Source organism: Streptomyces sp. NPDC059534 (genome assembly GCF_042743475.1).
In the GTDB taxonomy this organism is placed as follows: Bacteria; Actinomycetota; Actinomycetes; order Streptomycetales; family Streptomycetaceae; genus Streptomyces.
On sequence record NZ_JBHWAQ010000005.1, the window covers coordinates 117,065 to 138,814 of the forward strand.

Consider the following 21,750-nt stretch of genomic DNA (forward strand, 5'->3'; position numbering starts at 1 on the left):
CAGGGCAAAAGAGAGCCCTTAGACGATCGCCTTGTAGGTGATCGTCACCGGGGACGCGGTTCCGTCCGTCAGGGCGATACCGGAAAGGTCGTGTGCCACCACTTCAAGGCCGCCAACGTTGACCGGACCCTCATCGAATCGAGCAAACGGGATCTCGACCTTGACCTGAGAACCATCCGGCCCATCCCAAAGAACCGTTATGTTGGCGACAGCCCCACTCGCAAGAGCCGCAGCAACGCGGTTGACGTGAGCCGTGCCGCTGAACTCCCCCTTCAGGGACCACTCATACTTGCGGAGATCGGATTCGAGGGGCTCACCCTTCTTGCCGTCGCTCCGGATGAAGTAGCGGTCATCCTTCAGCCCGTTCGAGCCCTTCACCGAGAAGTCGGTGATGTCGAAAGCCAGGCCGGCCACGGTGACCGTGCCGCCGCCGAAGGAGAAGAGCTTCGTGTTCGCCACGTAGGCGGGGGTCCCTGCCGCGTACGCCCCGGCGCCCGCGCCAATAGTCTCCTTCGCGAAGTCGAGCGAGACAGAAAGGTTCAGAAGCTCGTCGACCGCGTTGGACAGCTCCCATTCCTTGACCTTTCCGCCCTCGTACGTGAAAGGAATCTTTGCGCCGGTGTTGTCGACTCGGCACACCTGGGCCGTGAGCGACTTGCCGTTCAGGTCGCCAAGAACCGCCGTGTGCGTGACGAAGCCACCGGCCGGAGCGGCCGAGGTAAGGCCACCCATCATGTGCTTGAGCCAGAACTCGAATCCGCCCGAGGTGACTTCCATCTTTACGTCGCCCTCAGCGCCCTTCGGGTTGACCGCGAATCGGTCGCTTCGAAGTACGCGAGTACCGGCCCGGATAGCCTCGGAGTCAATCCGCTCGTACTTACCGGAGATGCCCTCATCGGTGAACTCGAAGAACTTCGTCACGGCAACGGCCGTGCCATAGGTGGTCTCGTCGACCACGCCAAAGTATGAATCGTGAACAGTGGCCATTACTTAGCCGTCCCCCTCTTCGCCTTAATTTCCTGCCACCCCTGGCGAAGAAGCGCCTGGGCAATGGGTTCGGCGACCTCGATCGGGTCGCCCTTCTCAGCCGTGAGTCCCAGCGAAGGAACCTCTACCGCCGAATAGGGTCCGTCGTATGCGACGGTCTTCATTTACATCCTCGCCTTCACGCGAACTACCGCCTCGATCTGGCCTTCATAGACGCCATCGGACGGGAAGCTGACAAGCTTCTTAGGGACAAAATCCGACGTGACGACGGATTGAATGCCGAGGTTCGGAACGGCCTTCATGCCGTCCTCAATACCGGCGGCCATGCGCTGAAGCTCACTTTCGACTTCTTCCGAAGTCCCTCCGGAAAGCTGACAGTTCACAACTACGCTGACTTCGAAGACCTCTTCCCGGCTTCGGTTAGTCGCCCACTGCGACTCGGGCCACAGAACCTCGCCGACGAAGACCCATCGCCGTTCAGGGTTTCGGGACGGGTAGCCCCAGGTGACCTGATAGCCGGCCAGGGCCGGAAGGGCCCTGATCATGTCGCGTAGTGCGCCCTTCACGGCGAATGCGTGAGTGCTCACCGGGCCACCCCGAACACGTCATAAAAAATGCCGTACTTGTAGCGCTTGAGTACCGCGTCGACTTCAGGAATTCCGGTCTCGTAGCCGTTCCGCCCCGGAGTGGCCAGCGTGAAGTTCCCGCCCTCGGCGGCCACGAAGGCCGTAGCGCGGTCCGGGATGCCGGACCGTTCGGCGGTGAGGAGAGAGCGGAGCCGCAGCAATCCCGCGCGCTTCACGTCCTCGGGCACCTGGGCGAAGCCGTACCTGAACGCGATCCGGTACCGGTCGCCGTCTCGCAGCTCGAAGGGAGCCTTCAGGAACCCTGAAGGGCTGACTGTCCACCCGGACGGATCAAGCGCCCCAGAGGGGCCGTCCACGGCCTTCAGGGCGGACACGTCGAAGTGCCCCAGGTACAGGCTCGAAGAGCCGTCCGACTCGACCTCGATGCGTGCCGTACGCGGCACGAAGGACCGGGCAGTGATGGTCTCGAACTCCCCCGCCACCGTGTCGCGGTAGTGCTTCAGCTCTGCCGTAGGGAAGCGGACGGTGTCCGCTAGGTCCATGTCGGACCGCCGGGCCTCGGGCAGGGTGAAGAGGTGACCCCCGACTACCTCGAAGCTGGTCGTGTCCGTCGCTACCTGGCCGGCCTGCCATGCCACCGTGTAAACGCCTTCAGGCTGCACCGGAAGGGTGGCGGCCCACTCGTCACCCGAGCTGGTCGCGTCAACCGTGTAAACGGTCTCGCCCGTGGCGTCCCGCACGGTCACTGACACGGCAGGGACAGTCAGAGGCGACTCGTCGTCTAGGAAGGTGTGCGTCAGCTTGACGCCCCTACCGCTCAGAAACCGCACGTCACGCCCCCTGAGTGGACTTCCGCGGCCTACCGGGGCCGCGCTTCTCGGGGGCCGCCGCAGCGGCCGTCTCGCGCGTTTCCGCGGCCGTCTCGGCCACGGCTTCCGCGCGCTTGTCGTTGATCAGCGAGACCGCGAGTCCCGTAGGAAGCTCGACCTCCTCGCCGACCGACGGGAAGGGCTTGTTGTCGAGAAGCCCCGACCCGTTCTCAAGGATGCGAACCCTCATGTCTACCTCTCCGCATAGGTCCGGCCCGGCCCCGAAGGGCCAGGCCGAAGAAACGTCTCTCTTACGCGGTGACGGTGAGGGCCTTCACGGACGCCAGGTCGAACAGGTCGCCCGTGCCGCGCCAAGTGATCTTGAAGGCGGTCACGTCGCGGTCGAATCCGTACTCGTCGGAGCGGACAACGCGAAGGTTCTTCACCTGACGCACCAGGTACTTCGAAGGGTCGCCGTAGACCAGCACCTTCGCGCCAGCGCCCGCCGTGACCACGTTCGGGTCGGTCATGACCGCAGTGCCGAGGATGGTGTCGGGGGCGCCGGCCGTGACGGACGGCTGCCAGATGTACTGGCCGTTGGCGTCCTTCAGCTTCCGAAGCGTCTGAATCGCCGTGTCGCTGGTCATGAAGACCGCGTTCCGGCGGTACGGCTTGAGGATCGAATGCTGAAGGTCGATCAGGTTGTCCGTGGTGAGGGCCGAGAGGCTGGCCGCGTTGACGCCACCCGTAGCGCGGGTGATCCAACCCCACGGCTTGCCAGTGCCGTTGCCGACCAGGAGATCAGCCATCACCTTGTCCGCGACGGCCTCGCCCGCGTCCTCGGCGAGGATGCCGAGAATGTCGAGCTGGGAGTCAGCGACGATTTCCTGAGTGGCCTCGACGATCACGCCGTACTTGTAGGCGCCGATGCTGGTCTTCGTCCAAGAGCCATCGCTCTTGCCGTACGCCGCGTTCTCGGCCACCTGAGCGGCCGTAGGCCGGCCGTTCTTCACCGGGTACTCGATGGTCTCGCCGGATGCCGTGGTGAGCGTCCGGGCCTTCGAGAAGAAGTCAGACCGTACGCGCATGGCCTCGATGACCTGAGCGACAAAGGAGGTCGCAAAGGTGTTGCCCGCGTTCGCGGCGTTGCCGCTCGTTGCGGTGCGAAGGTCGAAGTCAGCGCCCGGAAGGTCGCCGCGCGCGACCGCGCGCAGCTCGGCCGCTTCGTCACGCTGGCCCTGGCGCTGCTCAGGGGTGCTGGGGAGGACCAGGCCGCCCGCGCGCTGCGCGAGGGAACGAACCTCAGCCTCTCGCTCGCCACGCTCGACCGCGTCCCGGGCCTCGGCCTCCAGGCCGCGAACGTCGGTGTCGATGCGCTCGACGCGCTCGCGCTTCTCGCCCTCGGAAAGAGTGGTGTCAGCCTCGACGGAGCGAAGCTCGGAAATCAGGTTGGCCCGCTTCTCCAGCGCAACCTTAGCAATGGACGCGAAGTCCATGGGCACTCCAAATGATAGTTTCAGATCTACGAAAAGCGACGAAGAGCCGCGAGAGCTACCGCCGGATCGGCGGGAAGCTCATACCGGGGGAAGACGGTCCGCGCTTCAGTAGTGAGCGCCGGACGCTCGGCTTCGCCCCGAATAGCGGCCCGGATCGCTTCAGGCGAATCCAGCCGCGCTACAGAAAGACCGCGCCGCTCGGCCAAAAGCTCAAGCGCACGGGATCCGACTCCCGAAGTGGAGTCGACATAGGCCGGATAGGTGACGGGCGATACGTCGAAGAGGGCCACCTTCTGAAGAGTCCGAAGCGGGAATCCGTCTTCGTCTTCGGCCCAGGTGTCGCCGTCGGGTCCGGAAGTCTTGAAACCGAAGCTCGACTGAGTTACGTCTCCGCGTTCCATGGCCTTATTCAGGTCACGCGCATACGTGGTGTCGGGCATGTCGACTTCGTAGTGAAGACCCGCACTATCCTCGGAAAGGCGAAGCGTTCCGCTTCGGTTCCGGCCGAGAATGAGATTCGGGTCATGGTTGAACAGGGCTCGAATGTCGTCGCGTCTAATGCTCTCGGAAGTCGCCCCCTCGGCGACGCGCTCACGAAATCCGCCGAGGTTCGAGGAACGGGCATCCCACTTCAGCGCGTAGCCGTAGAAGTGGAAAGCTCCGCCCTCGGAGCGAACCTCAAATTCGGTAGGGACTGCCCTACGTTCGATCTGCATTGTCGTCCTTCTCCGTAACGTCCGGGGCCTGTTGTGTGGTGGGGTCCGCGTTCGGATCGGGGACGGCCGGCAGAGCCGGTGCAACCGCAGGATTGGGCTGTTCCTTCTTCTCGTCGTCGCCAACGACGCCGAGATTCAGGGGCCGGTAGTAGCGCTGCCCGAGCTTCTTCGGGAGCGGCGCCAGGTCCTCCATAGCGCGAATCTCATCCGCGTTCAGGAAGCCGTTGTTGAGAGCCACCTGATAGGACTCGTACCGATCCTTCGTCTTCGCCCGAAGTCGGGCGTCCACGTTGAACCGGATGTACTGAAGTCCAGGAAGGAGGAAAGTCGAAACCGCCTGTTCGATGCGCACGATCCAGGGCATCAGAGTCTGGTCAACAAAGAACTTGTTCTGTTCCTCAATGCCAGTTCCCCAAGTCGAGCTAACCGAGCTGTCGACGAGATAGGCGGGAACGCGGTAGAGAAGCGCAATCTCCGCCTTCTGGAATCGGCGCGTCTCAAGGAACTGCGCCTGTTCCGGACTCAGCGAGATCGGCTTGAACGATGCTCCGCCGGTAAGAACACCCACGCTGTGAGAGTTCTTCACGCCTGAATGCGTCTTCCGAAACATGTCCCGAAGAAGCCTCGCTTCGTCGGGTCGCGGAGTACCGGGATGCTCGATGACGCCGGCCATCGTGGTTCCCTGCTCGAAGAACCGTGAACCGAATTCCTCGGCGACCAGCCCCAGGCCGATGGCTTCACGGGCCATGTCGATGGGCGACACGCCACGGCTTGCACCCGGAACCGTGAAGGCCGGAATGTGGAGTATCTGGGAGCGGTCGAAGACGCCCTGAACCGCCCCCTGGTCGTCGCTCACCTCGTACCGGTTATCGCCTAGCGGCCCGTCGAGAATGCTCACGTACTGCGGATGAAGGCAGTACAGAGCGGCCACCTCTCCCCGCTCATTCCGCATCGTGTAGAGGAACGCATTCCCATCCGTCAGAAGACTGACGATCACCCGGAACCAGAACTCATAACTGGTCTGAAACGGGTTGGGCTGCCTCACCCAGCGCGGAGAACGGTTAGGGTCGAAGGATTCCTTACGGCCGCTAATCTTCGTGTAGTGCTCGACGGGGAGGGACGCCACAGCATCCGCGATGAGCGACTGACAGGCGTAAACCGAAACCATCTGAAGCGACGTGTGACGGGTGACCTTTCGGCCGGACATGGTGCGAAAGCCGACGCCAGATTCCACGTCGCGATCCCAACTCGACGCCAGTCCCGACATGGCCGCACGGACCTCATGACCAATGCGTGTAAACAGGCTCACTGCCGCTTACCCCCGTCCGCCGCGTAGCCGATGAGCCCGAGGCACACGGCCACTGCGAAATGCCCAAGAGGGCGCGCTACGTCATAGGCCGCAGCCGCCGCGAAACCGAGGCTGCCGACCTGAAAGACGTTCGGGACAAAGGCGGACGCGACGTTACGGAGGGAGCGGCCCATCTTGGGCCGATCCATGAATCTCCTAATCGTCGTCTTCTAGGAAGAAGTCCTTCTGCCGAGAGGCAGGGGTGAGAAGCGATTCCAGCTCGGAATCGGAATACTCTTGACCGAAGTTCACGAAGGTGACGTGAACTTCCTCCTCGGTCGGAATCGCCGTGAGGAAGAAGGCGTTGGCAAGAGCTGCAATGCCGTCGATCTTCTCGCCCGACTTGGCCTTACTCGGCTTCACCAAACCGTCGCCGGTAACGTCTAGCTCGACGTTGTCCGCCATCCATCGAAGAACCGGATGCCCGCCATGCCGCAGCTCTCGCGCGGCTAGCGCGCTCTCGATTGCCTTACTCGGATCGTTGAGCCGGGCCGCCGATTGCGGCACCTTCACGGCCGTGAGGCCGTGCTCCTCCAGCTCGTTGACTAGCTGTGTGGCGTTCCACGGGTCATAGCCGAAGAAGCGAATGTGGAACGTCTCGGCGTCCTCCGCGATGCGCCGGAAGATTGCCTTGAAGTCCGTAGTCGGTCCCTCCGTGACCGTGAGGAAACCCTCGCGCTCCCAAACCTCGAAGTGGCTCTTCATGTTGGAGCGCTTCGCGACTGCCGGCCGAGGAACCCAGAAGTGGGGAACGACCGTCCAGCCGTCCGCCTCCGGGTCGTTCGGGCTACCGGGGAAGAGGAGAACCCACGCGTTGAAGTCGCCCGTTGCGGCCAGGTCGATTCCCGCGTAGCAGGGGCGGCCCTTCAGCAGTTCCTTCGGGAACTTCTCCGTGCCGTTCTCGTCCCACAGGTGCATGTCGAGCCACCTGTTCGCCTGGGAAACCCACTGGTTCAGGCGGAACACCCTGAAGGCGTTCTGAGCCGTAGGCTTCTCGGCCGCCTCCATTGCCTCGGCCCGAAGGTTGTTGATGTTCAGGAAGGAGCCGAGGGCGGGATTCGCCAGGAACCATCCAGTTCCCTTCGGGTTCTCCGCAGAGGGGGGTTTCCCTTCGTCCTTCCAATCCCAGTCATCAGGAACGTTCCGCGCGAACACGAATCGCGCGGGATCCATGTTCTGATCCTCGCGAACACGAAGCGAATGCTCATGCTCTTCGAGAGCGAAGGCCGCGGTGCGGTACGCGGCCGTAGTTGCCGCAATCATGATCGGCTGCCGACGGGTACCGAAACCCTGGCGCATGGAATCCCAAAGGTGCCGGTCCCTCTGTGTCAAAACCTCGTCGAAGAGAACCATCGACGGGTTGGTTCCGAGAGCGCCGGCCGCGTCGCCGGGGAGAACCTGGTAGAAGCTGTTCGTCTTCCGATCGATGATGCGCTTCTTCGAGTCGATGATTTCCAGTCGACTGTTCAGAATCGGGTTCAGCTCGACCATTCGCTTAGCTGTGTTGTAGACGAGTCCGGCCTGATCTCGGTCGACCGCGACCGAGTACACTTCGGCGGATTCCTCGAAGTCTCCAACTAGACCCAGCAATGCGAACGCGGAGAGAAGCTCCGACTTCCCGTTCTTGCGGGCCATCTCAAGCCACGCAATTCGGTACTGCCGAACGTACTCCTCGTACTGGTCGTCCCACATCACCGTTCCGAAGAGCGGCTTTACGATCTCTTCCTTCTGCCAAGGATCGAGAAGGAACGGGGCTCCCGCATGGCGCCCCTTCGTGTGGACGATCAGCTTTTCGATGAAGTTTATTGCGTGCGTGGCCTTCGCTTCGTCATAATGGAAGAAGCCTTCACGCGGATCGATCGGCCCAAAAGGCGAGCGGATAATGTCGCTCACGCTCGCCCCTCTCCGTCTCGGTCTTTACGTAGCTCAAAGACCGGTTACGGCAGGGAAAGGGTCACACCCGATTTCCCTTCGAGCTATTGCAGCCGAGATGAGCGGCTTGACAGTTGCTCTCGACATGCCCCGGAGTGCCGGGGCCGTGGGACAGGGGAACAATGTGATCGAGTGACTTGCTGAGCGGCTTCGGGAACCGAATGACCCTGTCGATAGGCTGCCCGCAGAGCTGGCACACCCAGCCATCACGATTGAAGACCTTCACCCGACTGACCTTCTCGTAGGGCACGCCCCACTGATCGCATCGCAGCTTCAGGGCGTATTCGCGGCGCGAGAGCCACCCCGCCGGCCTCGGGCCACGGCGGAGTTTCTTCTTAGGCCCATCGGCCATACGCAATTCTCCTATCAGAGATCGGTCGGGAAGAGCCTTGCGGACTCGTTGGTTGTCTCGCTCACGACGACAGATCCCGCGTAGTCGAGCGACCGCGTATTCAGGATGCGGTCAGGATTGACCGCCGCGTAGAACGCGACCTTCGCTGCCATGTACGCGAGTGCCGCCTCGTCGAGCTGGGGAGTTCGCGCGACACCCGGTGAGAGCTGAAAAACCTCGTATGGGATGTCCTCGGCTAAGTTGAACGTGTAGGTGCGCTGCGCAGTGGTCACCGGGGCCACGGATGCCGCCAATCGTCGAAGGTGTGTAAACGCACTAGGCGCGTTACGGGATTCGAACCCGCGTCGCCCCCTTGTGGTGGGGGAGTTCTAGGCCGCTGAACTAAACGCGCGATCCGTCCGTCAGGTGATCAGTCCGAGTTTCGGGATCAGGGGAGCTACCCCATCGCAGGTGTGGACGGAATTGAACCGTCGCGCGCGGTTTTGGAGACCGCTGCTCTTCCACTGAGCTACACACCCATTCCGGAGGAGCCGAATAGGGGCTCAACTCCGAGGCCCCAGAAAGGGGCCTGAGCGCCCCGCTCAGCTCAGGAGAGAGAGGACCTGAGCGTCGGGGCCTTCCTCGGCTTCCGAGGGCACAGAGAGTCGCGTACGGTCACTAGGCGACAGTCCGAAGCGACTCCCGAACTTGATCATCAGATCAGCGGCATCCCGCATGACCTGAGCCGCCGGATTCTTGACGAGACCGCCATCCCGGCCCGCCACTAGCGGGCCGTACTCACCCATGGCTTCCCGGGCTGCGTCGAAGACTGCCCAGGCTTCGACGTACGCGACCAAATAGGCGCGGTCCACGCGGGACAGCAGGCCGAGGCGATCCAGCTCGGGGACGATGCGCCCCCACTCGGCCAGGGCCTCGCCCTTCAGGTCAGCAGGCGGGCGCGGAGCGCCACGGGTCGGCTCCGGCTCAGAGCCGCTCAACCGCTTCTTCGAGGGGTTGCCCTTCAGCTCGACGAGCCGTGACGGGGTCGGGGGCGGTCCGGGCATCTCTGCACCTCTCTTGGTCTGGAATTCCCTTCTCTGGGAAACGGATCTGTTAATTGCGCGGAGCTATCCGCGCTGGTCAGGAGCCTAGGCGCTCGCTCGCTCCGCAATTTGGAGCCATCCGAATTCCCACGACTTCAGGCGAACCCCCGCGCGCTCACAGAGAGGGAAGACGGCGGGTGCGGAGAAGGGCGCCCGGATCCTTTCGGATCCCCCCTCCCCCGTCAGAGGGGCCAGGAGAGCTGATCCAGCGGCTTTTCAGTGCTTCGTCTGGGGTGCTCTCGGCTCGACTGTCTGCGGTGGCATGATCGCGGCCCAGGGGGCCGTACAGGGGCGGCCCGTGGAACTGGTTAGCCCATCGGCCTATGGGGCCTGAAGGGCTTGTTTGGGGGGTGGGTGATTGTTTTATGGGGAGGGCGGAAGGCTGTGCCGGCCGTCTTAGTAGCGACGGCCTTTTCGGTAGTCGTTCTCTCGAATGGTGTTGCAGGAGCGACAGAGGACACGCACATTGTCGAGCGTGTTCGCACCTCCCGCTTTCAGCGGGATGATGTGATCTCCGGTTAGGTCATTGTCTGCGCCACAGAAAGAACAGTAGGGCTGAAGCCTGATGGCTTCTGCTCTTACCTTCTGCCATTGGTAGTCGTACCGTCCTGGCGTCCGGGTGTTCTTACTCTTGTGCTTACGGGGTGCACTCCCACAGAGGGGGCACCCTGCACCCCCAAGGGGGTGAAGCCTTTTGTGACGGGGGCACATGCTGTACGGCATGGGGACACCCCCTTTCTAGGGGGGGGTACCCCCTGTTGCTTTCACTGCATATAGACCTGTTAGTAGCCAGGGCTTCTAATGCCCTGGCTCTCAGAGATTCCTTCATATAGGGGCGGCCTCGGGAGGGCCGCCCTTCTGCTACTGCTCTCTTCCGTTCGCAGTAGCTCAATAGCTATCCCTGTCCCCCGATCCCCCCGGCTTCCGTTCGCTCGCTCCGCTCACTCTCTACAGCCGACCCCCTTACCCCCTGTGAAGCCTGTAGACCTGTTAGCTCGACCCAGGACCCACCCTGCGGCTCCTGACCTCGGGCTTCTTGGATCCGCCAGGGCAGCGAAGCTATGTTTTGGAGCGCCAGCAAGGAACGACCCAAGACGGGTCGGGAGCTAGCCCAGGACATCGTTTAAACCGCCCAGGAAAGAGGACGCATGTTCCTTCCGTCGAAGGTTGTTGCCAGCACGAACCGGTACGTCGAGAACGGCCCCGAGGGTCGGGATCCGAGCTTCAAGCGCGACTTCCCGAGTCGCCTCGACTTCTCCGGCGGAATCCTCCGCTACTCGACCACCGGCGCGGCCCCGGTGCCCGCGAAGCCGGTTCTCGACTGCCCCACGGTTTCGGCCGCCTCCATCATGGCCCGAATCATCAAGGCCGGAAACTAGCATTTGGAAAGGTGGTCCTGGTGACGCTCGTCAAGGCCCTTCAGATGATCCAGCCCTTTAAGGCGATGCCTTATCACGAAGTCGCCGAGGCCCAGCTTTGCGCGGCGGCTTTGCGGGGAAAGCGGGAGCTTCACCGGGCTGCCTACCGAATCCGCGACGCGTTCGCCGCGTACGAATACGCGGTGACCTACGGAAAGCGAGATTGACCCATGAAGAGCAAGGATCGACACCTGGCCTTTTGGGTGGCCTTCTTCCTGGCGGACGTAGCGGGATTCGTCCTCGGATACGCGCTTCTGCGTCTGGCCTTCGGAGTGTGACGACTTGATCGAAATGGACGACCTTCCCGCCGAGGAGCGGGAGCGAATTCTTATGGACCTCTTCGGAGAGGTCGAGAACAACTGTGAGTAAGCGGACCTCTGCGGCTCCCCGGATCTTGGAGTTGTGCGCCGGATACGGCGGGTTGGGGATGGCCGTAGAGGCCCTCACGGGCGGCCGTATTACTTGGGTCGCCGACAATGCTCCCGATAAAGCCCTGATCCTCGAACGTCGATTCCCCGAAGTCCCGAACTTCGGGGACATCACTCGGATCGATTGGGCCGCCCTCGCTGAAGAGGGCGTGGACATCATCACGGCCGGTTTCCCGTGCCAAGACATTAGTAACGCCGGGAGGCGCATTGGCATCGAAGGTTCTCGCTCGGGAATCTGGGCGAACGTCGCCGAAGGTATTCGCGTCCTTCAGCCGAGGCTCGTCTTCCTGGAGAATGTCTCCGCGATCCGAAGCCGAGGACTCTCCCGCGTACTCGGGGACCTGGCCGCGTGCGGGTATGACGCTGCGTGGACGTGCTATCGAGCGTCCGCCTCTGGCGCCCCCCACCACCGTGATCGGTGGTTTCTCGTTGCCGCACCTGCCGACTCCCACGGCCGCTGACGGCCGCCGAGGCCCCGACTTCGCGAAGGCCGCACGCCCTGGCGCCGGAGGCGATGACCTAGTGACTGCCATGGCTCGACTGTGGCCCCGGGATAGAACCGAGAAGCTACTCAAGACCCCTACCGCGAACCTCTCCGCCAACGGCGCCCCGCAGCATCCCGACAAGAGGAAGGCGGGTGGCCACGGGCCGACCCTCGAAGACGAAGTGGCCTTCCTCTTGGCCGTCGAGCCTGGGGCCGACTACGGGGGCGACTTCTCGCCCTCGGAGTGGTGGGGCGACTTCGCGCCCGCTGTACGCCGGTGGGAAGTGCTCACGTCGCAACCGGCTCCCGTTCCCGTGGAATACGGGCCGCGTGGCGGCCTCCGCCTGGCCCCTCGGTTCGCCGAGTGGCTCATGGGGGTCACAGCCGGTTGGGTCACGCGCGTTGAAGGGCTGAATCGGGGGGCCCAGTTGAAGGCGATAGGCGACGGCGTGGTGCCCCAACAGGCGTACACGGCCTTCGCTCACCTCCTGGGCGAACTCGAAAGGAGGGACAGTGCGAGCGTCAGTGACGCTGCCTAGCGAGGAGATGGCCAGGGCCGCCTACAACGCCCTGGCCTTCCTCCCCGCCCGCTCGCTGGTGAAGACCGGGCGCGTTCACCTTGGCCCCGCCGGCCTCACCTTCACGGGGACGGATGGGTACGCCATCGGCCAGGACTCGGCGGCCGTAGAAAACTACGACGGTCCCACCGAGGGCGTCATCCTGCATGTGGGACGCGAGGGCCTGGCCGACCTCGACACCGCCGGGCGGAAAGACAAGAAGGGCTACGGCAAGCTCGAACTCAATCCTGGTGACGGGCTGATCTTCCGCCCTGGCAACAACGATGTTCCGGTGGCCGCGCTGGACCAGCGGGCCCATGCCGATGAGCGTCTTTGGAGCATGGTCGACGACCTGTTTACACGCCTTGACGGACGCCCCCCGGCTCTCCCCGAGCTGGTTGCCTTCGATCCGGGCCTACTGAGCCGCTTCTCGAAGGTGAAGGCCCCTAAGGGGAAGGATGGACTGGGCCGCGCTCTCGACATGTGCGTGTACGACGCGAAGGAGCCGATCCTCGTCAAGATCGGCCCGTCCTTCCGAGGGGTGATCATGCCTATCGACCGCGAAGTACACGAAGAGAACGTGGGGCCCGAGGGCCTATGGTGACGTGCCCGACCTGTGGCCCGACCCGCCTCGAACCGCACCCACGGATACCCCGGGTCATGCGCTGCCACAACTGTAAAGAGCACCTAGTGTCTTGAACGGGGTTTGCTGGCCCCGGGGGAACGGCGAGAAGTGGCCCCACCTCTCGAACGGGCGGCCGACATGTCACCCGGGCCCCTGACGGCCTCTTCTCGCTGGCTGCGCTTGTGTGCGGGCCGCCTACCGGCCCGGCAGTCGAACGCTTGGCGGAGCCACTTCTCACCGTTGGGGTGGGGCCTACGAACCCCGTCGCAGACAACCTAGCCTGCTCGACCAAGCCGTGAACGACAGAACCCCCGGCCCAACAGGGTCGGGGGTTCTCCGCGTCTCCGGGATCAGGCGTCAGGCTCCCAGTCTTCGATCGCGATAACCGCGTGCCCGCCACGTCGGCCCTTGGTCGCCTTCTTCGCAACGGACGTCGAAGTGGCTCCCAGGTCATAGGCCCTGATCACGGGGGCAGCGTGGGGCGCGCACAGATCGACGTCCTTGGGGACACCATCACGGATGATGGTGAACTCTTCGACACCCTCGGTAGATCCGCACTCGTCGCACCGTGAGATCACTTCTTTAGCCACGGCCGGCCCTCCTTTCTCCCAGGTCAACGATCTTACCGGGGTCAAGGTCTGCGCCGAGGAAGTCTTGCCCCTTCAAGAGCTTGTAGAACCGCTGACGTTCCAGGTTGAGGCCAAGGTACCGCTCAGTCGTCACGACGCTCTTGTGGTTCAACGCGGCTTGCACGACTCGAAGGGCCGCGTCGTGTCCCAGGTCTACGCAGTCGTCATACAGGATGCGTGCGAAGCTCCGCCGTACTGTGTGCCATCCGTCGCCTTCCTCCAGCTCGATATCTGCGCGTTCGGCGATCGGGCGGAGGATGAGCCGGGGCTGAAGGATGGGGTTCGCCGGGTTGTACAGGCCCCCCTCACTCATGCCGCCCCCCATGGTGAAGACGCGGCGATGATACGTCGGGAACAGGTGATAGCTCGGCTTCAGCTTCCCCACCTGAGCCGCGTACGCGGCCAACCACTCACGAAGGGCCGTCTCCAGATCGGACGCCAGGGGATACGTCACCTCCTCCTTTGTCTTCGGCAGATAGACGTACAACTCACCCTTCGAGAAGGACACGTCCCGAATCTTCATGCCTAGGGCCTCGGAGATCCGGACGCCCGTACATGCGACGAAGCACACCAACGCCACGTCTCGGGGGTCGCCAGCCTCTGCGACCAGGCGCCGAAGCTCGGCCCGAGTCATGCGGTAGCGATTCCGGGCCGCGTGCGTGGACTTATCCGGGATGCCGTCCAAGAGGACTTCAGGAGTGTGGGGGGTCCACGTCCGTCGGTGACAGAAGCCCAGGAAAGCCTTCATGTCGTTTCGGTACTTCCCGAGGGTCTGGGGCTGGCAGCGATCGGACAAGCCACCTTCGCCATAGAAGAAGTCTTCGAAGTGATGGCCCCGCAGAGAAGAGACATGGATGTTGCCCGCGCTCTTCTCGAAGCGGGTCAGAAGGCTCTTATGTGCGTACCGAACCCCAGCCGACCCGGACGCCGCGAAGCGTTGGCGAGTGAAAGCCTCGGCGGCGATACTCAGTTTTGGAGTGACTGCCCTAGGCACCTGAAGCGCCTCCCATCAAGTAACAGCTTCCTGCATTTGGGCAGGTCGTGACCGTTTCTGTGATTGGGATACTAGCATTGGGAACTCGTTCGAGTTCAACCAGATCTACCGCCGTCTGGAGAGCTCGATGACGGAGGCGGCGCAGTTCACGGAGCTGCTCCTCGACCCGCCGACGGTGCGGGACGCGGAGCGGCCGGAGCCGCTGGTCGGACGGCCGTCGGATGTGCGCTTCGACCGGGTGACGTTCGCCCACGGGGGTGCGAAGCCTCTCTTCGAGGGGCTCGACCTGGACGTGCCGAGCGGGGCGCGGATCGGTCTCGTCGGCCGGTCCGGCGGCGGGAAGACCACGCTCACCCGGTTGCTGCTGCGGATGACGGACATCGACGGGGGCCGGATCCTGGTCGGTGGGCAGGACATCAGCAGGATGCGGCAGGCGGAGCTGCGCGGTCTGATCGCCTACGTGCCGCAGGATCCGGTGATGTTCCACCGGACGCTGCGGGACAACATCGCGTTCGCCCGGCCGGACGCCACCGATGCCGAGATCCGCCGGGCCGCGGAGGCGGCGCATGTCACGGAGTTCGCCGACGGACTGCCCGAGGGTTTCGGCACGATGGTGGGCGAGCGCGGGGTGAAGCTGTCCGGCGGTCAGCGGCAGAGGGTCGCTCTCGCCCGGGCGATCCTGCGGGACGCGCCGATCCTGCTGCTGGACGAGGCGACCAGCGCGCTGGACTCGGAGAGCGAGATCCTCGTCCAGGACGCGCTGTGGCGGTTGATGGAGGGGCGGACGGCGCTGGTCGTGGCGCACCGGCTCAGCACGGTGGCCACGATGGACCGGCTGGTCGTGCTCGACCGCGGTCGGATCGTCGAGCAGGGGACGCACCAGGAGCTGCTCGATGCGAAGGGCTCCTACGCGAGGCTGTGGCAGCACCAGTCGGGTGGCTTCCTCGACGACACGTCGGAGGGCTCCGGTGCCCCGAGCGGTGTCGCGTCCCCGGGCGGTGTCGGGTCCCCGGGCGGCGCCGTCACTCCGGCGGACCTGCGCTGACGCGGCCCCCCTGACCCTGCCTCGCGGGTCAGGGGGTGTCGCATGTCGGGTCGGCGATCGCGCTCACGGTGTACGGGGGCCGGCCCGGCGGCTCGTTCAGCTGGCTGTTGACGACGTAGAGGCGGCAGCCGTGCCGGGCGAGCGTGGTGGGGAGGGTGAACGGTTCGTCCGTGAGGCGGTGGGTCACGGTGCCCGTGCGCAGTTCCTCGTCCAACCGGGCGATGTAGACGCCGTGCGGGGCGACGTAGTTGAGGACGGCGTAGAGGGTGCGGCCGTGCAGCACCATGCCGTCGGCGCCGAAGGACTGCTCGCCCAGGTCGAGCCGGCCGACCGTCCTGTCGGCGGTGTCGATCCGCCAGACGGCCTCGGTGCCGTTGGACGCGACGAGCAGGGTGGTGCCCGACTCGTCGGCGACGATGCCGTTCAGCAGCCAGTACTGCGCCGGGAACTGCGGGAAGGCGCTGCGGATGTCGAGCCAGGGTTCGAGCGGTCCGAGGGTGCCGCCCCGGATCAGCGCGCGGTGGACGACGGGGTTGGCCCAGTCGGTCGCGTACACCGCGTCGTCGGTCACGACGAGGTCGTTGAGGTGGGGCGCGCCGAGGGGACCGGCGGCGGCGGTCCGGGTGGCCAGGAGCCGGCCCTGGCGGTCGTGGACGGTGAGGGTCGCGCCGCCGACCGAGAGGATGCGGCCGCGCCGGTCGGTGTGGACGCCCAGCGAGCTGGGACGGTCCTCCAGGCCGCGCGCGGGGAAGGGCTTGAGGTCCGGCCGGCCCACGCGGCCGCGGTACAGGGCTCCGGTGCCGTCCGATGACACGTACATGGTGCCGTCCCGGGTGATGGCGATCCCTTCGGGGAGGACGCCGGGTGCCCGGGAGACGACGTAGGTGTCGGGCAGGTCCCGCGCGGCGGCGGGGCCGGGCGAGCCGGTGAGGGAGGCGAGCAGGACGGCGGCGGTGAGACAGGCGGTGCGGGCGGGGATACGGCGCATGGGCGCGGCCTCCGGCGGGGACTCGGTGGGGTGGACACCCGGAGCCTGCTGGGTCGTCACGGGGAACGCACTGCCTTTCACCCCTGGGTGAAAGGGTCCGGGGGCCGGATAATCGGTCGGCATGATCCGCCTTCACTTCACCGCCGCCGACCTCTGCCGGATCACCCTCGCCCCGGCGCCCGACGCGCTGTCCGAGACCGCGTTGAGCCTGCGTCTGAGCTTGCGCCTCGGGCGCGGGCGTGAAGGGCGCGGACGCGAGGGCCGGGTACGCGGCGACGGGCGGTTCCACCGGCTGCGTCCGGCCGCGCGGGAGTGGCACCGGTCGCCGCGGGCCGACGCGGGCGCGGGGGTGCTCGCCGAGCTGGTCACCGACGACGGCTTCGTACCCGACTTCCTGCTGCAGCCGGCGGCGCGAGATTTCGCGGGTGCGCTGGAGTCGGCCGCCTCGACGCCGGTGGACCGGCTGGCGGTGGATCTCGGGATACCGCAGGCGGCGGGCCGGTACGGCGGTCTGGCCCGGCCCGGTCCGTGGGCGCGGGAGCTCGCCGAGGGGTCCGCAGCCGCCTCCCGCGCCCTGGTCGAGGACACCCGCCGCTACTTCCACGACGCGGTGGAGCCGCTGTGGCCCCGGATCCGCGCCGACGCGCTCACCGACCGGGCGCTGCGGTCCGAGATGCTGCTGCGCGGGGGTGTCGACGCCCTTCTGACGACCTTGGGCACGACCTGGAGGTGGCAGGCGCCGACGCTGCACCTGCCGTCCGCTTCGACGTACGACGTGCCGTTGTGCGGGCGGGGGCTGCTGCTCGTTCCCTCGTGGTTCGCGACCGGGCCGATGCTCATGTACCGCCCCGAGGCGGCGACCGTCCTGGTGTACCCCCTGTACGACGGCGCCGGCGCGCGCCCGGCGGAGGGGGTCGGCGGGCGGCCGGACGCGCTGGCGGCGCTGCTGGGGCGCACCCGGGCGCGGGTTCTGGCTCTGCTGCGCTCCCCCGCCACCACCACGGCCCTCGCCGAGCGCGCCGGCGTCTCGCTCGCGGCGGCGAGCCAGCACGCGGGCGTCCTGCGGGGTGCGGGCCTGGTCGAGACGGTACGGACGGGCACGGCGGTCCTGCACAGTCTCACGCCGCTCGGACACTCCCTGCTGGCGGGCGGCTGAGGGGCGGTCCGGTGACCGAACCGGGTACACCTGTGCGGGAGGTGGCGGGGTCCGCCGGGCGGGCGGTGCACCCGCGAGGATGAGGTCGGCGGGTCCCCGGCTCGGCATGCGTTCCCCGCGGGCCGGGGCATCGGAGAGTGGTCGGACGACGCACGTCCTCCTCGAGCAGGGAGCCAGATGGGCACTCTCCCGATCCTTCGATGCCGCAAGGCCCTCGCCGTCGCTGTGCTCGCCGCCGTGGCGGCGGCGGCGCCCGGGGCGCTTCCCGCGCGGGGCGCCGCCGCCTCCGCCGCCGTGCCGGCCTTCGACACGGCGCCCGCGCGGGCGGCGCTGGAGCGTCTGCTGCCCTCCAGGGCAGGGCAGTTCACCCTGGTCCCGGTCGAGGAGCCGGCCTCGGGCGCATCGTTCTCGGTCTCCGGCGAGGCGGGGGCGATCGAGGTGCGGAGCACCTCGCCGGCCACGCTGCTCACCGGGGTGGGCTGGTATCTGGAGCGGGTCGCCGGGGTCGACATCGGCTGGCCCGGCGACAGCGTCGGGCGGCTGCCCGCCACGCTGCCCGCGGTCCGGGGGACGCTCACGCGGTCCGCGACCGTGCGGCACCGCTACGCGCTGAACGACACCGACGAGGGGTACTCCGGTGCCTACCGCGACTTCGACGCCTACCGGCGTGACATCGACCTGATGGCGCTGCACGGCGTCAACGAGGTGTTCGTCCCGACGGGCGCCGAGTACGCGTACCACCGGGCGCTCCAGCAGTTCGGTTACGACGCGACGGAGTTGCGCGACTGGATCCCCGCCCCCGCGCATCAGAGCTGGTGGCTGCTGCAGAACCTGTCGGGTTTCCCGGGGCCGGTGTCCGAGCAGCTGATCGAGGCGCGGGCGGCGCTGGGGGGCCGGATCGCGGGGCACCTGAGGTCGCTGGGCATGACGCCCGTGCTGCCGGGGTTCTTCGGCACGGTGCCGCCGGGTTTCGCCGCCCGGAACCCGGACGCGGTCACGGTGCCGCAGGGCCGGTGGGTGGGCTTCGACCGGCCCGACTGGCTGGATCCGACCGGGCCGGTCTTCGCCCGGCTGGCGGCCGCCTACTACCGGGTCCAGCGGGAGCGGTTCGGCGAGAGCTCGATGTTCAAGATGGATCTGCTGCACGAGGGCGGCACGCCGGGTGCGGTCGATGTCGCGTCGGCCGCCGGGGCCGTCCAGCGGGCCCTGGAGGCCGCGCATCCCGGGGCCGTGTGGGTGATGCTCGGCTGGCAGCGGAATCCCGGCGCGGATCTCCTGAGCGGGGTGGACCGCCGCCGGGTGCTGATCGTCGACGGTCTCTCCGACCGGTACGACGGCCTCGACCGGGAGACGCAGTGGGGCGGTACGCCGTACGCCTTCGGTTCGATCGCCAACTTCGGCGGGCACACCACCCTGGGGGCCAACACGGGTGTGTGGGCGGACCGGTTCCACACGTGGCTGGCGAAGCCCGACAGCGCCCTGGACGGCATCGCCTACCTTCCGGAGGGCACCGGCGGCAACCCCGCCGCGTTCGACCTGTTCACCGAACTCGCCTGGCAGCCGGGCCCGGTCGACCAGGGGGCGTGGTTCGCCGCGTACGCCGCCCGGCGCTACGGCGGCGCCGATCCGCACGCGGCCGCCGCGTGGGAGGAGCTGCGGCTCGGCCCGTACAGCGGGGTTTCCGGTACGTGGAGCGAGCCGCAGGACAGCCTCTTCGCCGCGCGGCCGAGTCTGACGACGGCCAGGGCGGCGCGCTGGAGTCCGACGGCCATGCGCTACGACCCGGACACGGTGGAGCGGGCACTGTCGGAGCTGCTGCGGGTGGCGCCGGAACTGCGGGCCACGGACGCCTACCGGTTCGACCTGGTGGACGTGGCGCGGCAGGCGCTGACCAACCGTGCGCGGGTCCTGCTGCCGCGGATCAGGGCCGCGTACGAGGCCCGGGACGTGGAGGGGTTCCGGGCGCTGGTGCGGGAGTGGGGCGCCGACGAGGAGCTGCTCGGGCGGCTGGTCGGCTCCGACCGGCGGTTCCTGCTGGGTCCGTGGCTCGCGGCCGCTCGCTCGTGGGGTGCCGGTCCCGCCGAGCGCGACCGGCTCGAGTACGACGCCCGCTCGATCCTGACCACGTGGGGCGGCCGGGTGCCGAGCGAGACGGGCGGGCTGCACGACTACGCCAACCGTGAGTGGGACGGGCTGGTGCGGGACGTCTACGCGCCGCGCTGGGAGGCGTACTTCGCGGGTCTCGACGCCGCGCTGGTGGGGGGTACGGCGCCGGAGGCCGTCGACTGGTTCGCCGTGGACGACGCCTGGGCCCACGGTCACGAGCCGTATCCGACCGATCCGACGGGTGACCCCGTCGCCCTGGCGGGCGAGGTGCACGCGTCGCTGACGGCGGTCTCGGCCGCGCGGGAGGCGGGGCGTGCGCGGGGTACGTGCGCCGGAAGTGATCCCGTGCGCGGGCCGGCGCCGTGCGTGGGCCGTTGAGCGCTCCGGCCGCCCCGCGCATGCTGGAGCGTGGCGGGCCGGACGGCGCCGTCGGCCACTGCATGTGAGCGAGAGGCGAAGGATGCGGCGTCTTCCCTGGGGCAGGGCCGTGGTCGTCGGCGGCAGTTACGCGGGACTGGTGACGGCCCGGGTCCTGGCCGACTTCTTCGACGAGGTCGTCGTCATGGAACGGGACCCCGTCGACGAGGGCACCGGCAGTCATCCGGGGGCGCCGCAGGGCTACCACGCGCACGCGATGCTCGCGCGGGGCGGGGAGATCCTGGAGAAGCTGTTCCCGGGGCTGCGCGAGGAGCTGCGGGAGGCCGGGGCGCCGGTCTTCGACTACGGGGAGGGCATCGACTTCCTGCTGCCCGCGGGCACGGCGCCCCGGACCCGGACCGGGGTCCGGATCCAGACCTTCACCCGCGACGAGCTGGAGCGCCGGCTCCGGCGCAGGGTGCTCGGGCTCCCGCGGGTCACGCTGATGGCCTCCACGTCCTGCGCCGGGCTGCTGCGTGACGGCCGGGGGCGGGTGAGTGGAGTGACGTATCGTCAGGAGGGCAGCTCCGCGCAGCCGTACGGGACGGTCGAGCTGGGCGCCGATCTGGTCGTCGACGCGTCGGGCCGGTCCAGCTCGCTGGAGCGCTGGCTGGGCGAGCTGGGGATCACGGTGCCCGCGAAGCGCACGGTGAAGGCGAAGGTCACGTACACCTCGATGAACTTCGACCGGCCCGACGAGGGACATCCCGCGTTCTTCATCGCGTATCAGATGCTGTTCGCGCCGCGTGTCTCGCGCGCCGGCGTCCTCCTCGCGGTCGAGGGCGGCCGGTGGACGTGCTCCCTGTTCGGGTTCCAGCAGCAGCCCCCGACCGACGACGACGGATACCTGGAGTTCGCCCGCTCCCTCGGCAATCCCCATCTCGCCGAGCAGCTGGCGCGGCGCAGCACCCAGGAGTCCACCCACCGGTACACGAACGCCGACAACCAGTGGCGGCCGTATCACAGCGTCAAGGGGTGGCCGGACGGGCTCGTCGCGGTCGGCGACGCCGTCTGCGTGTTCAACCCCGTCTACGGGCAGGGGCTGACCGTGGCGGCGATGGAGGCCGAGCTGCTGCACGGGATGCTCGCCCGGCGGCGGACCGCGGGCCGCGCACCGGACGGAGTGGCCCGGGACTTCCAGCGGCGCGTCGGGCGCCTGGTCCTGGCCCCGTGGACGCTGTCGACCAACGCGGACCTGATGTGGGATCCGCGGCAGCGTGCCGCCGGCGCCCGGTTCTCCCACTGGTACAACTCCCGCCTGTTCCGGGTCGCCGTGAAGGACCCGGCGGTGTGGTCGCGCTTCGTCCGGGTGGTGAACATGACCGCGTCCCCCGCGGTCCTCTTCCACCCGGCGGTCGCCGCGAAGGTCCTGGCCACCGCGTGGTCCGGGGGTGCCGCGGGCCGGTAGTCCGCCGGGCGCGCGAGTGACGCGCCCCACAGGGGTGGGGCGTTGTGCCGGAGCGGGCCCCGGGTGCCGGGATCACGGCAGTGGAGCGTTAGTACGACGGCAGTGGGACGTGAGTACCGCGCGGGATCCTGGCGGGGACCACCGTGGCCGGCGCCGCCGGCCACGTACCCAGCGGACCACGGGGGG

Annotated in this window: 23 protein-coding genes, 2 tRNA genes and 1 pseudogene; 8 read left to right on the top strand and 18 right to left on the bottom strand. The window is 66.9% G+C overall.

Features of this window, described 5'->3' with window-relative positions:
• Positions 1-18 precede the first annotated feature (18 nt).
• The 15 genes from ACFVZH_RS08180 to ACFVZH_RS08250 form a co-directional block, all read right to left on the bottom strand.
• Positions 19-987: a phage tail tube protein gene (locus tag ACFVZH_RS08180; RefSeq protein ID WP_384894497.1), complete on the bottom strand. Its 969-nt coding sequence runs from the start codon at positions 985-987 to the stop codon at positions 19-21.
• Entirely contained in the window at positions 987-1,151 is a 165-nt protein-coding gene (locus ACFVZH_RS08185) for a hypothetical protein (RefSeq protein WP_384894499.1), read from the bottom strand. The genes ACFVZH_RS08180 and ACFVZH_RS08185 overlap by 1 nt, the downstream gene beginning before the upstream one ends.
• Positions 1,152-1,574: a hypothetical protein gene (locus tag ACFVZH_RS08190; protein WP_384894501.1), complete on the bottom strand. Its 423-nt coding sequence runs from the start codon at positions 1,572-1,574 to the stop codon at positions 1,152-1,154.
• A complete protein-coding gene (locus ACFVZH_RS08195; protein ID WP_384894503.1) occupies positions 1,571-2,404 on the bottom strand; it encodes a hypothetical protein in 834 nt (277 codons plus the stop codon). Before ACFVZH_RS08195 ends, ACFVZH_RS08190 begins: the two co-directional genes overlap by 4 nt.
• A 1-nt stretch (position 2,405) precedes the next feature.
• Positions 2,406-2,633 (bottom strand): hypothetical protein, encoded by a 228-nt coding sequence (locus tag ACFVZH_RS08200; RefSeq protein ID WP_384894505.1) that lies wholly within the window; start codon positions 2,631-2,633, stop codon positions 2,406-2,408.
• 61 nt (positions 2,634-2,694) lie between these two features.
• The gene (locus ACFVZH_RS08205; RefSeq protein ID WP_384894507.1) at positions 2,695-3,879 is read right to left on the bottom strand and encodes a phage major capsid protein; all 1,185 of its coding nucleotides are present in this window, start codon (positions 3,877-3,879) and stop codon (positions 2,695-2,697) included.
• 26 nt (positions 3,880-3,905) lie between these two features.
• Positions 3,906-4,595: an HK97 family phage prohead protease gene (locus ACFVZH_RS08210; protein ID WP_384894509.1), complete on the bottom strand. Its 690-nt coding sequence runs from the start codon at positions 4,593-4,595 to the stop codon at positions 3,906-3,908.
• Positions 4,579-5,862 carry a phage portal protein gene (locus ACFVZH_RS08215; protein WP_384894511.1) on the bottom strand — a complete coding sequence of 428 codons (1,284 nt, stop codon included), beginning with the start codon at positions 5,860-5,862 and terminating at the stop codon, positions 4,579-4,581. Before ACFVZH_RS08215 ends, ACFVZH_RS08210 begins: the two co-directional genes overlap by 17 nt.
• Before the next feature lie 237 nt (positions 5,863-6,099).
• On the bottom strand, positions 6,100-7,836 hold the full coding sequence (locus ACFVZH_RS08220; RefSeq protein WP_384894513.1) for a terminase large subunit: 1,737 nt from the start codon (positions 7,834-7,836) through the stop codon (positions 6,100-6,102).
• 61 nt (positions 7,837-7,897) lie between these two features.
• The gene (locus ACFVZH_RS08225) at positions 7,898-8,227 is read right to left on the bottom strand and encodes an HNH endonuclease (protein ID WP_384894515.1); all 330 of its coding nucleotides are present in this window, start codon (positions 8,225-8,227) and stop codon (positions 7,898-7,900) included.
• Positions 8,228-8,241: 14 nt separating this feature from the next.
• Positions 8,242-8,499 carry a hypothetical protein gene (locus tag ACFVZH_RS08230; protein WP_384894517.1) on the bottom strand — a complete coding sequence of 86 codons (258 nt, stop codon included), beginning with the start codon at positions 8,497-8,499 and terminating at the stop codon, positions 8,242-8,244.
• 46 nt (positions 8,500-8,545) lie between these two features.
• Positions 8,546-8,618, bottom strand: a tRNA-Val gene (locus ACFVZH_RS08235).
• Positions 8,619-8,674: 56 nt separating this feature from the next.
• Positions 8,675-8,745: transfer RNA gene (locus tag ACFVZH_RS08240), tRNA-Trp, on the bottom strand.
• 63 nt (positions 8,746-8,808) lie between these two features.
• Positions 8,809-9,270: a phage terminase small subunit P27 family gene (locus ACFVZH_RS08245; protein WP_384894519.1), complete on the bottom strand. Its 462-nt coding sequence runs from the start codon at positions 9,268-9,270 to the stop codon at positions 8,809-8,811.
• Positions 9,271-9,705: 435 nt separating this feature from the next.
• The gene (locus tag ACFVZH_RS08250) at positions 9,706-10,032 is read right to left on the bottom strand and encodes an HNH endonuclease (RefSeq protein ID WP_384894521.1); all 327 of its coding nucleotides are present in this window, start codon (positions 10,030-10,032) and stop codon (positions 9,706-9,708) included.
• A gap of 425 nt (positions 10,033-10,457) precedes the next feature.
• Between ACFVZH_RS08250 and ACFVZH_RS08255 the strand changes: the two genes are divergently transcribed.
• The 4 genes from ACFVZH_RS08255 to ACFVZH_RS08270 all read left to right on the top strand — a co-directional run bounded on the left by ACFVZH_RS08255 (position 10,458) and on the right by ACFVZH_RS08270 (position 12,800).
• Positions 10,458-10,688: a hypothetical protein gene (locus ACFVZH_RS08255; protein WP_384894523.1), complete on the top strand. Its 231-nt coding sequence runs from the start codon at positions 10,458-10,460 to the stop codon at positions 10,686-10,688.
• A 20-nt stretch (positions 10,689-10,708) separates the two neighbouring features.
• Positions 10,709-10,894: a hypothetical protein gene (locus ACFVZH_RS08260; protein WP_384894525.1), complete on the top strand. Its 186-nt coding sequence runs from the start codon at positions 10,709-10,711 to the stop codon at positions 10,892-10,894.
• Positions 10,895-11,154: 260 nt separating this feature from the next.
• On the top strand, positions 11,155-11,616 hold the full coding sequence (locus ACFVZH_RS08265; protein ID WP_384894527.1) for a DNA cytosine methyltransferase: 462 nt from the start codon (positions 11,155-11,157) through the stop codon (positions 11,614-11,616).
• Positions 11,617-12,185: 569 nt separating this feature from the next.
• Complete coding sequence (locus ACFVZH_RS08270) at positions 12,186-12,800, top strand: hypothetical protein (protein WP_384894529.1); 615 nt, start codon at positions 12,186-12,188, stop codon at positions 12,798-12,800.
• 371 nt (positions 12,801-13,171) lie between these two features.
• Here the strand turns inward: ACFVZH_RS08270 and ACFVZH_RS08275 are convergent, their stop codons facing one another.
• Together ACFVZH_RS08275 and ACFVZH_RS08280 are read right to left on the bottom strand one after the other, a co-directional pair.
• Complete coding sequence (locus ACFVZH_RS08275) at positions 13,172-13,411, bottom strand: hypothetical protein (RefSeq protein ID WP_384894531.1); 240 nt, start codon at positions 13,409-13,411, stop codon at positions 13,172-13,174.
• The gene (locus ACFVZH_RS08280; RefSeq protein WP_384894533.1) at positions 13,404-14,444 is read right to left on the bottom strand and encodes a tyrosine-type recombinase/integrase; all 1,041 of its coding nucleotides are present in this window, start codon (positions 14,442-14,444) and stop codon (positions 13,404-13,406) included. The genes ACFVZH_RS08275 and ACFVZH_RS08280 overlap by 8 nt, the downstream gene beginning before the upstream one ends.
• 88 nt (positions 14,445-14,532) lie before the next feature.
• On the opposite strand from ACFVZH_RS08280, the pseudogene ACFVZH_RS08285 reads away from it, so the two are divergent.
• A pseudogene (locus ACFVZH_RS08285) lies at positions 14,533-15,489 on the top strand (ABC transporter ATP-binding protein); the annotation flags it as partial.
• Positions 15,490-15,517: 28 nt separating this feature from the next.
• Here ACFVZH_RS08285 and ACFVZH_RS08290 read toward each other — a convergent pair.
• Positions 15,518-16,537 carry a hypothetical protein gene (locus ACFVZH_RS08290; protein WP_384894535.1) on the bottom strand — a complete coding sequence of 340 codons (1,020 nt, stop codon included), beginning with the start codon at positions 16,535-16,537 and terminating at the stop codon, positions 15,518-15,520.
• A gap of 61 nt (positions 16,538-16,598) precedes the next feature.
• Here ACFVZH_RS08290 and ACFVZH_RS08295 point away from each other — a divergent pair, with 61 nt between their 5' ends.
• From ACFVZH_RS08295 to ACFVZH_RS08305, 3 genes are all read left to right on the top strand, one after another.
• Entirely contained in the window at positions 16,599-17,633 is a 1,035-nt protein-coding gene (locus ACFVZH_RS08295) for a winged helix-turn-helix domain-containing protein (RefSeq protein ID WP_384894537.1), read from the top strand.
• Positions 17,634-17,810: 177 nt separating this feature from the next.
• Complete coding sequence (locus tag ACFVZH_RS08300) at positions 17,811-20,117, top strand: alpha-N-acetylglucosaminidase (RefSeq protein ID WP_384894538.1); 2,307 nt, start codon at positions 17,811-17,813, stop codon at positions 20,115-20,117.
• Positions 20,118-20,199: 82 nt separating this feature from the next.
• Positions 20,200-21,564 (top strand): FAD-dependent oxidoreductase, encoded by a 1,365-nt coding sequence (locus ACFVZH_RS08305; protein ID WP_384894540.1) that lies wholly within the window; start codon positions 20,200-20,202, stop codon positions 21,562-21,564.
• Positions 21,565-21,750 lie beyond the last annotated feature (186 nt).